The organism is Sorangium sp. So ce281, assembly GCF_051527395.1.
Lineage (GTDB): Bacteria > Myxococcota_A > Polyangia > Polyangiales > Polyangiaceae > Sorangium > Sorangium cellulosum_B.
The window spans coordinates 11,508,620-11,520,871 of sequence record NZ_CP150322.1 but is presented as its reverse complement, the minus strand read 5'-3'; the positions used below and the strand labels follow the sequence as shown (position 1 = coordinate 11,520,871).

At 75.5% G+C, this 12,252-nt stretch carries 3 protein-coding genes and 1 tRNA gene; all 4 read right to left on the bottom strand.

Annotated features, from left to right (window positions below; all coding sequences use genetic code 11):
- Positions 1 to 319 precede the first annotated feature (319 nt).
- Positions 320 to 401 (bottom strand) — tRNA-Leu (locus tag WMF27_RS44165).
- Positions 402 to 628: 227 nt separating this feature from the next.
- On the bottom strand, positions 629 to 1,861 hold the full coding sequence (locus WMF27_RS44160; RefSeq protein WP_437762866.1) for a sensor histidine kinase: 1,233 nt from the start codon (positions 1,859 to 1,861) through the stop codon (positions 629 to 631).
- Positions 1,862 to 1,918: 57 nt separating this feature from the next.
- A complete protein-coding gene (locus WMF27_RS44155) occupies positions 1,919 to 3,694 on the bottom strand; it encodes a carboxypeptidase-like regulatory domain-containing protein (protein ID WP_437762867.1) in 1,776 nt (591 codons plus the stop codon).
- Between the two features lie 483 nt (positions 3,695 to 4,177).
- On the bottom strand, positions 4,178 to 12,094 hold the full coding sequence (locus WMF27_RS44150; RefSeq protein WP_437762868.1) for a hypothetical protein: 7,917 nt from the start codon (positions 12,092 to 12,094) through the stop codon (positions 4,178 to 4,180).
- Positions 12,095 to 12,252: the final 158 nt, after the last annotated feature.

Here is a 12,252-nt window from a genome sequence, read left to right as displayed (position 1 = left end):
GAGCGAGTCTGCGAGGATCTCCTGGACCGGACGGCCAGCGAGAAGCCTCGGGGCAGCCGCCGAAACAACACGCTCGGAGGCGCCCTGAGGGCTCCCAGGCGCGCTCCCGCATGCATCGCCGCGCGTCCAGCTGGGCGCAGACGAGCGCTCAGCGGTGCCAGGGCAAGCCGTCGAGACGCAGACGCGCGCTCCGAAACCGGGCGGCCCCGTCAAGACACAGGGGCGGCACCACCGGTACCGCACACGGGCTGAGAGAATGCGCTCAGCCAGGTGTGCACAAGGAGTGGAGGACGAGGCGTCGAGAGAGAGAGACAGGGAGTGCGAAGGGGGGGACTTGAACCCCCACGGTGTTACCCGCTAGCACCTCAAGCTAGTGCGTCTGCCAATTCCGCCACCTTCGCGAGCGCGGTTGCGGGACGGAACCTACCCAGCTGGCCGGGGAAGTCAAGCTAATCCTCACAACGTCGTCGTGCGGCGCAGCGCCCGCGCCGGTCAGCCCGGCGCGGCGGCCTCGCGGCCTCGGCCGATCGCCGGCTGCCGCGGCGGCGCGCGCACGATGTGGCGCGCGCGCCAGAGGAGCACGCCCGCATCCGCGCGGAGCGCTGCGCGCACCTCGCCCGCGGGCGCTTCAGCGGACGAGCGCCTCGACGATCTCGCGGATCTCGAACGGCTTGCGCACCCAGGAGACGCCGGAGTTCGCGGGGAGAGGGTCGGCGCCGGCGCTGCCGGACATGACCACGAGCCGCACGTCCGGGTTGGCCCTGCGCACGGCGGAGACGGTGCCGAGGACGTCCTGCTGGATCGGCGAGATGTCGAGCAGCGCAGCCTGGAACGGCCCGGAGGCGAGGGCCCCCGGGAGCTCGACCGCGCTCTGCACGCTGACGATGCTCGCGCCGCGCGCGGTGAGCGCCGTGTCGAGCAGATCCACCACCGCGTCGTCGTCCTCGACCACCAGGATCCTGACGCCATCGAGGATCGTCCCGTGGTGAGGCGGCGACGTCATGTTCCGCGGCACGGGCGGCCTTTCCTCGGCCCCTGCTTCGCCGGGCGGGGCGTCGGCGGGCGGCGTGTCCTCGATGGGCCAGCGCAGCTCGAAGCGAGCGCCTTCCTCCGAAGGCACGAGCGCGAGCGCGCCGCCGGCAGCGCTCGCCAGCGCTGCGGAGTGGCGGAGGCCGATGCCCGCTCCGCCAGGCCGCGTCGAGACGCCGGAGCTCAGCAGCGTCGCTCGGCGCGCCGGCGGGACGCCGGGCCCCTGGTCCGCGACGCCGATGACGACCGCGGCGCCCTCCAGCCTGGCATCGACCCGGACGGACGAGCCGCGGGGCGACAGCGCCACGGCGTTGAGCAGGAGGTTCGTCAAGATCTGCACGACCGCAGCGCCGTTGCTCACGCCGGTGCGCGCGACCGCGGGCGCGATCGCCGCGCGGAGCGCGATCGCCGAGCGGCGCGCCTCGGGCTCGAGCCCCATCACGGCGTCGTCGATGACGTCGGCGATCAGGCGCGCCGGCTCCCCCAGCGGCCTCGACGCGACCTCGCCGTCGCCGGCCGGACGCCCCTCGGCGCCGATGGCCCGCCGGATCAGGCGGCGAGCGTCGCGCGCGCGGGACGCGGCGACGCCGAGCGCGCGGCCGAGCTCGGGGCCTTGCTCGCCCTGCGCGCGCTCGATGCAACCCACGATGACGGTGAGCGCGTTGGAGACCTCGTGCAGCGCGATCGCGAGCTCCTGCGCAGACGGAAGCGAGGTCCCGGTCGCGCGCTCCTCGTCGGCGCGCTCGCCCAGGTCGCCGCGCAGAGGAGGCGCGAGGGTCAGGCCATCCTCGGTTGAAGGCTCCGATGTCCCACCGCGCGTCGGCTGCGCCACGGGCGTTAGCCTATCTCGCTCCGCGCTGAGCTGGTACCGCCCTTTTTCGCTCCGACTTCACCGGGACATCGATGGAGGGAGCGGCAGTACATAGGAGCCATCGGCCGCCGACCGGGTCTCGCCGATCTGGATGCCCCTCGTCTCCTGCGCGGTCGCGCCCTGGACCGGCAGCCAGGCCACGACCGTGGCGTCGCCGAGCCGGGCGCCCGACGCGTCGCGGACGACGCCCTGGAGCACGGCCGGGAACGAGATGGCGAGCTCGAGGTCGGTGACCGCGGCGTCCATCGCAGAGACCGTGAGGCGCGGCCTGACGAGCCACGGGTAGGCGGAGCCGGGCGTCGGGCGGACCGAGAAGTCGAACTCCCCTGGATCGATGCCGATCGAGAACGCGCCGTCACGGAGGACCCCGGACGCCTGCCGGGGCAGCAGCGGCCCCGGCGTCAGCACCTGGCCGATGTAGGGCGTGACCTGGCCGCGGGCAGGGACCGCGAACACGCTGGCGCCGTCCATCAGCTCGCCCAGGGGCCCCTGGACGTGGCCGCGCAGGGTGCCGGCGTCGGGGATGACGACCGACTGGCCGCAGTAGCAGTCGTCGCCGGCGGCGAACTTCAGCGGCTGCTTGACGGCCGCCTTGGTGGTGTCGTTGATCGGCTGCGCGAAGAGGACGTACTCGCCTGGCGGGAGATCGGCACGGAAGAGGCCGTTCGCGTCCGTCTCGGTGTCCAGCTTGTAGGCGGCGGTGGGCGCCCTGTCGATGATGGCGCTCTGGATACGGACGGCGGAGAGCACCGGGTTGCCGTTCAGGTCGAGCATCTGACCTTCCACGCGGCGCGCCGCCGCGTCGAGCTGGAGGAGCGACAGGTCCAGGTTCCCCGTGGAGCCCTGGAGCGCGAGCGCGGCGAGCTCCCAGTAGACCGTGGGCCTCGGCACGCCGTCCCTCGGACGCAGCCGGATGAGCGGGCTCCTGTCCTTGTCGGTCCAGTAGAACTTCACGCTGAACCCGACCTGCGTCGCGGTCGCCGGCGGGTCGGGCTCGGCCTGTTCGAGGAGGCCTACCTGGGAGAGGACGCTGCCGGTCACCGGGTCGACGAGATCGAGCTTCCACCCGCCGACGTGCACGCGCTCAGGCACCTGCAAGCTGCCCTGGAGCACGGCGGGCGCCTCGGCGTTGATGCCGAGCGTCCACTGCTCGGGGACCACCTGGTTCGGCAGGAAGATCGGCGGGGGGATGTCGTCGGGGCAGTCGGCGCGCGCCTGCGGCATCAACGAGATGTGGTAGTCGCCAGCGGGGATCGAGAGCTGGAATCGCTGGCCGTCGGTGCCGTCCGGCTCCGAGAGCGTCGAGTAGCTCTGGGTGGGCAGGCCCAGGATCGGCGCGATGCGCCGGAACTCGACCTTCACGGGGAACTGCCCGCCGGTCAGGGGAGGCAGCCCGCCGGAGCGGCCCTCGCAATAGGAGCCGCCGAGGCGCACGGTGGCCTTCACGCGCGCGGGCATGGGGATCGTGAGATCGACGGAATGCACCTGCCCGCCAGGGTCCTGAGGAGGGAAGCCGCTCGCTGCATCGATGGCGAGGAGATGGGAGACCTCCGCGCCCTGCTCGGGCGAGGCGCGCGGCCGGATCTCGAGGATGAGCCCCTCGAGGTTCGCGCTCGTCGAGACGCACGCGCGTTGCCCGCTGACATCGGCGCAGATCGCGCCCGGGCCGCACTCGACCGACCCGTCGCAGGCGTTCATGGGGGCGGACTCCGCCATTTCGAGGGGAATGCCGCAGGCCACCAAGGTCGGTACGCAGGCGAGCAGCGCGGCGCACACGACGTGTCGCGCGCTCACGACGCCCTCCTCGCCAGGGACGCAGCGCGCGCAGCGCGGAGCAGAGACCGCCCCCGTGGGGGTGCGGCGGGAGAGCGCCGCGGCCCCGCGGAGACGCCGGCGACCGGTGGTCGCCGAGCTGATGAGAGCGACGCGCGGAGCCCGAACGGGTCCGCACCCGAGCAGGCGCAGGGAAAAATCACACCCGAACGAGAAGGCGATGTTCGTGCCAACCGACAGACGGCGTTCCGGGCAGCGTGCGGCGTGCATCCGCTCGACAGGGCGCCGCGCAACCAGCGGCGGCGCTGTGACAGCGCTGTCGCGTCGAGACGGATGCGCCGATGCGGCCACCCCGCACTCATCGCAGCCTGGCGAAGCACGGACATGCACACGGGAAAGCTCGGGTGAGACGGGATACGACCGGGCTCCGGTCGGCGCTGCGGGGGCGCGAGGTCTGCGAGGAACATGACGCCACCAACGTCCACGCAGCGGGTGCCGCGGCGCCTACGTGCCTGCACGGAAGCGCGAGCTTCCCGTGTCGACCCGCCGGAGTGAAGGCACCGTACCAGGCTGCCATCGCGCTTCGGCGTACTCCATCCGCGTCGCGAGGCGTACGAGATCGGCGATCTCGGGGACCGACGCGCAGGCCGCGGCGAGCCCTTCGGGGTCGGAGAGCGGGACCGCCAGCTCCACGCCGCGCTCCTTGAGGGTCGCGCGCACGGCCGTGGCGACGTTGCCCGCGGCGAAGAGGCCAGCGCGGCGCATCGCGGTGCGGGTCGTCTTGACGGCCCCCTCGTAGGTGATCTTGTCGGCGCTGTCGCAGATCTCGCGGAGGCGACGCTCTGCGCGCGGGGGGATGAGCTGCCAGAGGTTCTGCTCGAGCCGCACCACGGCCGGGTTGCCGCGGGCGCTGTGCGCGGTGGCCTCCAGGGGCCCGAACGCGGCGACGATGGCGGAGAGCAGCGTGCGGAGCTCATCCTCCGAGCTGGTGTTCACCAGGACATGGTCGGGCATGGCGCCAGCGAGCTGAGCGCCGAGCAGGTAACGCAGCTCGGGGGTGTCCTCGCGGACCTCGCCCCGCAGCAGCACGGCCGGCGGGTTGACCCGGACGACCTGCGCCTCCGGCGGCGACGGAGCAGGCAAGGGAGCGCGCTGGTGGAAGAGCGCGGTGCGCAAGAGGCCGAGGTGAGCGGCCATGACGCCGTAGATTTCCCCGAGGAGGGTCGGCGATGTCGGCTGGATCCGCTCGGAGGGGACGAGCCCGGACTGGCCTGCGTCGCGGCGGTAGAGGCCCGTCTCCCAGACGATCGCGAGCGCCTCGTTGACCGGCGACTCCAGATCGCGGAAGAGCAGCGCGCTCACGAGCTCCGGCGCGTCGCGCTGCGTGGCGAGGGGCGGCGGCGTGACGACGCCCTCGCCGGGCCGGTCGGACGGCTCGTCACCGTCGAAGGCGCGCAGCACGTGCTCGATGGCGCGGGCGTAGGTCATGTTCTTGTCGGCGATCGCGGCCGCCTGGAGGCGCTCCAGGGTGCCCCGATCGCCGAGGCGCAGGTGGGCCTGCATCCGTCGGACCGCCAGCGCCTCCCGGGAGCGATCGTCGCGCGGAGCGAAGCTCTTGATGAGCCGCTCGCCAGCGTCGTACGAGCCCGCGGCGAGCTCGCGGAAGAGCGCTGCCTCCTCGAAGCTCTCGGCCGCGGACGGCGACCACGCGGCCACGAGCCGCGTCGCGGAGGAGGGCGGCTGGATCGACGCCGGGGCGGAGACGGGGGGCCCGGGCTGCGGCGCGCCGGCGCCGGAGCGGCTCGACGCGGCGCCGCCGCGCGCGGCGTTGCTCTCCGCGGCACCTGACACAGCGCTCGGTGACGACGCCGGCGAGGCGGCGGAGCTCGCCGCCCCGTCGAGCAGATCGTCGTCCGTCACCGCGGGAGAGGTGGATTGCGACGGGTCGTCGGTGATCAACCCCTCGTCGAGCGGGTCGTTGAGCTCGACGAGATCGATGTGCGGGTTGCTCGAGGCCGGCGCGCCGCCGCTCGACGGCGCGCGGCTGCTCGCGGGCCCGGCGCCGCTCGACGGCCCGCGGCTGCTCGCGGGCCCGACCCCGCTCGACGGCGCGCGGCTGCTCGCGGGCCCGGCGCCGCTCGACGGCCCGCGGCTGCTCGCAGGGCCGACCCCGCTCGACGGCGCGCGGCTGCTCGCGGGCCCGGCGCCGTTCGCCGCCGATGCAGCGCTGGGCGGCGCCTCTGGTGCCGCCCGGGCCGGCTCCGCAGCGGCAGCCCGGAGCGCCGCAGCCTGGGGCACGTCCTCGGGAGGCAGGGTCGCCCGCTCGCTGGCCAGCTCGGCGTTCAGCTCGGCGATCTTCAGCCCCAGCGAGCGATCCGAGCCCGCGAGCACCGTGGCCTGCGAGAGGATCTTCGCCGCGCGATCCGGGTCGCTCGGCGCGTGCAGGCGCGCGAGCTGCATCAGCGCGCGGGCGCGATCGATCCCCGAGCTCTGCGCGGCGAGCTCCTCGAGCGCCTTCCGGGCGGCCTCGGGCTCACCTCGCGCGGCCGTGAGCTCCAGCTGGCGGCGCAGCGCCAGCGTGCGCGTCTCCGGCTCCGCCGCGGCCTCCTCGAGCAGGCGCGCGGCCGCCTCGAGATCGCCGGCGTTCTGAGCGGTCTCGGCGGCGGCGAGCGCGACCCGACCGCGCGCGCGCATCCCCTGGAGATCGCCGCCGAGCGCGCGATCGAACAGCGGGAGGGCGGCAGAGAAGTTCCGCTTCAGGGCCAGGCGCTCCGCCATGCCGAGCGCGACCAGCGTGCTCGGGCCGACCTCGGCGTGGCGCCGGGTCAGCTCCCGCATGCCGGCGCCGTGGCCCTGGATGACGTCGAGCGTCTCGGCGAGCAGGAACGCGTGCAGGTCGACGTGCGCCGGGCGCAGGCGCGGCGCGATGCGGCCGAGCTCCTCCACCGCGGCCTGCGCGTCGCGCGGCGTCCCGGTCCCGCGCAGGCGATACTCGATGCGGCGCGCCTCGAGGACGGCGTCGGGCGACTCCGGGGCGAGCTTCACGGCGCGGCGAGCGCGCTCGAGCGCCGTCGCGTCGTCCCCGAGCATCGAGGTGGCGCGCGCCGCCTCGACCAGCAGCTGCGCGCGCCGCTCGGGGGCGTCGCGCGACGCGCTGGCGAGCTGATCGAGCGCCGCGGCGAGCGCGTGGCCGTCCCCCTCGCGGCGGGCGATCTCGACGCGGAGCTCGATCACGGCCTCGCGCGGCGCGATGCGAGCGACGCTCTCCAGCGCGTCCTTCGCGGACTCGACGTCCCCGCCGCCGAGGTAGCTGCTGCACGCGCGGAGGCTGTACTCGGCCCGCTCGTCGGTGGTCGTCGCGAGATCGCCCAGCCTGCACCAGAGCGGGGCGGCGCGCAGCGGCGTCCCGAGCCGCTCGTGGATGTCCGCGAGGAACCTCAGCGCGCTCACGTCGTCCGGCGACGCCGCGAGCAGGGCCTCCAGCTCGGCGCACGCCTCGTCGAGGAGGCCGAGGCGCTGCTCGAGCAGCGCGGCGCGCCGGAGCCGCAGCGCGCGCCGCGTGTCCGGCAGCGGAGCCGCCTCGATGCGGCGCGCGAGGAGGGCGGCGACCGCGGCGTGATCGCCGCGGTCGCTCGCGTCCTGCTCGAGGACCTCGACGGCGTGCATGTCGGTGAGATCCAGCCGGGCGATCGCCTCGTAGAGCGCCACCGCGGCGCCGCGATCGCCGATCTCCTGGGCCAGCGGCGCGAGCTCGCGGAGCACGAGCAGCCGCTCCTCGTCGCCGGTCAGGATGCCCTGGAGGCGCGTGAGCACGTCGAAGAGCCGCTGGCGATCGTCGGTGCTCCGCGCGAGCCGGATGAGCTCGTCGATGTGCGCCTTGTCGAACGGCGTCCTCTGGGCGGCCTCCAGGAGGAGCTCCACCGCGCCATGGAGATCGCCGCCGGCGGCGAGGATGCCGGCGTGCTCGCGCGTCAACCCGAGGCGGACGGCATCCGGCAGGTCGATGCGCGCGAGCTCGGACTGGACGAGCGTCTCGAGATCGGCGCTGCGACGTTCGGCCGCGTACAGCCGGCGCAGCCGGGTGACGACCTCGTCGCGGATCTCGCCCACGAGCTGCCCGCCGGCGAGCGCCCGCTCCAGGGCGACGGTGGCCTCGGCGCGCTCGCCCTCGCGCTCGTGTTTGTCGGCGAGGTGCAGCAGCGCCTCGAGGCGCCGCGCGACCGGCAAGGCGTCGTCCAGCGAGCGCTTCAGCGCCTCGTCCCCGCTGCCCTCGACGGCCGCCTCCGCCTCGTACGCGAGCGCGTCGTCCTCCGGCGCGCGCCGGGCGGCCTCCACGAGCAGCGCCGCGGCGACCGGCGGCACGTTCAGGGCGCCAGCGAGCTTGCTCGCCCACCTGAGCAGGCCGGGACCGACGCTCGAGTGCGGCCTCATCGCTGCGGCGTACACCGCCGCGACGAGGTGCGACGCCGGCTCGGTCTGCCGCGCGAGCTCGCCGACGATGTCGAGGAGCGTCTCGAACTCGTCGACGTCGCCGTCGGCGAGCATCGCGCGCTCGATCGCGGCGAGCGCGAGCGCGGGCGCGTCGAGGACGGCGACGGCGATGCGCGCCATCGCGAGCCCCGCGCGGGCCCCCTCGGGGCCGTCGAGCTTCGCGATGCTCGCCTTGACCGCGCGGTCGAAGCGGATGGCCTCGACCTCCGGCTGCCCCGTGCACGCGATGAGATCGCGGATGGCCGCGCCGACGTCCTCGACGAGCGCCGCGTCCGGGCGCACGATCATCGCGCGGAGCAGGATGTCGAGGCGCAGCCGGAGGCCCTCCTCCGTGCGGCCGGTGAGGGCCGCGGCGCGCTTCAACCACGCGTTGCGCGACGCCGGATCGGCCGTCGTCGCCACCCGCTCGAGCGCGCGCACGGCGTCCGACGGCTCGCCGACGTGCTCGGCGAGCCGAGCGAGCAGCACGTACGAGGTGCCCTCGGTCGGGACCGCCTCGAAGCTGGCCACGGCGTGCGCGAGCGCGAGCTCGAACGCGCCGCGCCTCTCCAGCTGCCGCGCCGCGCGGTAGTGGGCGGCGCGGCGGCCATAGCAGCCCAGGGCAGCGTCGGCGAGCAGCCGGTAGGTCTTGTCGAGGACGACGATGCCGCCGTCGGCGTCCGCCGATTTCTCGACCAGCGCGACGGCGTCCGCGCGGAGGGGATCGAGCTCGATCGCGCTCGCCGCCGCGGAGAGCGCGCGCTCGGGCAGGCCGTGCTCGTGCGCCAGGTTGGCGGCCTCGATCAGCAGGTTGGCGCGCCTGCGCCGCTCGGGCCCGACGTCGCCCGACCACCTGTTCTCGTCCGCGGCGGGCCGCGCTCCCCCCTCGCTCCGCGCCTCCGCGGCGCGCGCGACGATCGCCTCGATCGCCGCCTCGACGCCCGCGAACTCGCACATGTCCCGCGCGTAACGCTCGGTGCCGCCGCTCGGCGCGAGCTCGCTCGCGCGGAAGAACGCCTCCTCGGCGCCCCGGTGATCCTCCGCCAGGTCCCAGCGCAGGCTGCCGAGCTCACGCCACGCGGCCGCGGCCTCCGCCGCCGCGCCGGCGCCCTGCGCGGTGAACGCCCGGGCCTTCGCCTCGACCAGCGCGATGGCGCCGTCGGAGCTGAGCCCCTTCGCGTCGAGCAGCGAGGACTCGAGGCGCTGGACCCGCGCGAGGATCTCGTGAGGATCCGCCTGCACCGCGGCCGCGCGCGCGAGCTCCTGCGCCGCGCCGTCCGGATCGCCGCCGTCGAGCCGGCAATCGGTGAGCATGAACATCAGCTCGGGGGCGTGCGCCGCCGTGATCTCGACGGCCAGCCACCGCTCGAGCACGGTCACCGCGAGGTGAGGGTCGCCCGCCCGGCGCGCGAGCTCCAGCAGCCGCTCGCGCAAGAGCGGGTTCTGCGGGCCGAAGACGTCGAGCGAGCGCCTCGCGAGCGCCGTGCCGCGCTCGGGATCGAGGTCGTAGAGGGCGTGCAGCGCGCTCGCCAGCGCGGACGCCATCTCGCCGAGCGGCTTGGGCTGCGCCAGGATCCACGCGAGCGCGTCCGAGAGCCGGGCCGCGTCGCCGGCGGCCGCGGCGCGGCGGATGAGCTCCGCGGTCGCCTGGGGGCACCCTGGCCGCAGCGCGAGCCAGCGCTGGGTCCACGCGAGCGCGAGCGGCAGCTCGCCCAGCGCCTCCAGCGCCCTCGCGAGGCCGTCGCAGAGCACGCCGCGCGGGAACACCGTGGTGATGGAGCGCTCGATCGCGGCCGCCACCGCCCGGTCGACCTCGAACGGAGGCGCCTCGCCGGCCTCCGCGGCGGCGGCGAGATCCGCCGTGAGGATCGAGGCGAGCGTGGCCACGGCGCGCGCGGACGACGGATCGGCCTCGCAGGCGAGCAGCGCGACCTCGCGCGAGAGCGCCGCCTCGCGCGCCCGCTGCGTCCGGTGGTAGAGCGCCGCGGCGACCGAGAGCAGCACCGCGCGCAGCGCCGGCCAGACCGGCGCGGCGAGCTGCACGAGCGCGTCGGCGCGCTCCCGCAGGCGCCCGGTCCGCGTGGCCAGCACGAGCGCGGCGCTCGCCGCGCCGCGGTGCCCCGGGGCCTCGCCGAGCAGCGGCAACACCTCGTCGAGGGCGCGGGCGTCGTGGCCTTGCCGCCGGGCGATCGCCGACAGGAGGAGCCTTACGCGCACCAGCTCGACCCGCGTCAGCGAGGCCGCGCGGATCGCCTCGGACCTCGCGGAGCGCGCACCCTCGCCCTCCGAGGGCGCCCGCGTCGCCTCGGCCAGCCGCGCGCGGAGCAGGGCGTCGAGCGCGGCGCCTCCCCCGGTCCGCCGGCTCAGCCGATCGAGCGCCAGCAGGCAGCCGCGGTCGGCCGGCAGCGCCCGCGAGAGCCCCACGAGCGCCTCCTCGTAGGCCGCGCGCTCCTTCGGGCGGCCGCGGTAGATCACGACGAGCCGGCGGAGCGCGTCGATCCGCCCCTCGGCGGTGTCCGCGCCGCGGAGCGCGCGCTGCGCCGCGGAGAGCGCCTCGTCCTGGCCCTTGAGCCGATCGGCGATCCGCTGGAGCCCTGCCTCGGCGTCCTTCGGGTCGCCGCCGGCGTCTCTCAGCGCCTCGAGCGCCCAGCGCGCGAGGCCGGGGTCGCCGATCTTCTCTTCCGCGAGCCGCGCGAGCTCCGAGAGCGCGTCGATCCGCCCCGCCGCGTCCTCCGTCGCCCTCGCGTCCGAGCCCTCGCCGATGCGGATGAGCGCCTCGACGAGGGGCGCCATGTCGTGCAGCGTCGCCGCGTGGTCGCGCAGCGCGGAGCGCGCGGCGGCGCTGCCGGAGTCGCTCGCCGCGGCCTCGATCCAGGCCTCCACGGCGCGATCGGGGCTCGCGAGCGGGCCAGCGTGGAGCCGCGCGAGCGCCACGTACGCCTCGGCCCTCGGCGCCCCGACCCGCTGCTCCGCCCTGAGCTCGATCCGCGCGGCCACGAGCTCGTAGAGCCCCGCCTGCTCGAGCACCTCGTCGATCGCGCGGGCGGCGTCGCCGTCGATCGCCCCGTCGAGGCCCGCGTCGAGCACGCACCCGACGGCGCGCGCCCAGTCGCCCTCGTTCGTCGCGCCCTGGAGCCGGTGGCCGTGCACCTCCAGCGCGCGTCGCAAGGCGGAGGGGCCAGGGGCCTCGCCCTCGCCGCGAGGCGCCCGCGCCGCGAGCGCGTCGGCGTGCGTCCGGAGCACCTCGTCGGCCGCGCCCTGCCGGCTGCGCAAGAACAGCGCGGCCGCCATGGCCTTGGCGGCCATGTCGTCGTGAGGCGCGATCTCGAAGGCGCGCAGGCGATCCTCGAACGCCGCCTCCCGCTCCCGCGCGGCTTCGCGCCGCTTGGCCGCGTCCAGGTACGCCTTCGCCGCGGCCGCGGGGAACACCTCGTCCGACGCCCAGGCCGCGATCGTGCCGAGCAGCTCGCTCGCCATCGCGTCGTCCGGGGCGAGCGCGCTCGCCTCTTCGAGCGTGTCGACCGCGCCCGCGACGTCGCTCGCGCGCGCGAGGAGCACGGCGATCTTCACCAGCATCCGCGCCGTCGCGCCGGGCGGCTGCGCGTCGTCGCGAAGGCCGCGCAGCGCCGCGGCGGCCAGGGCTGGCTCGCCCAGCCCGGCCAGCCAGCCGGCGAGCTCGCTCCTCATCGCCGGGTCGTCGCCCAGCGAGAGCGCCCGGCGCGCCAGCGCCGCCGCCTGGTCCAGCTCGACGCCGCGCGCGGCGAGGATCCTCGCGAGGGCGAGGGCTGCCTCGCGCTCCCCTTGCGCGTCGCCGGCGGCGCGGCGCTCGTCCACCCGCGCGCGCCAGTAGGCCTCTTCAGCCCGCGGGCCGCGGTGGCGCGACACCGGCGCGATCGCCCGGGCCCCTGCGAGGACCAGCTGCCCCGCAGAGGCGGGCCCGGCAGGCTCCATCAGCTCCGGCGAATGCAGCGACCTCCTCGCGCCCGACGCTGATGCTGCCCGATCCGGAGGTGAAGAGCTCATTTCGGCGACCCGCTTCGGGTATGCTGAACCCGCTCAGCCTACCAGAACGACCGAGGTACAAGGCCAATCTTCCGGTGCAATCTCGC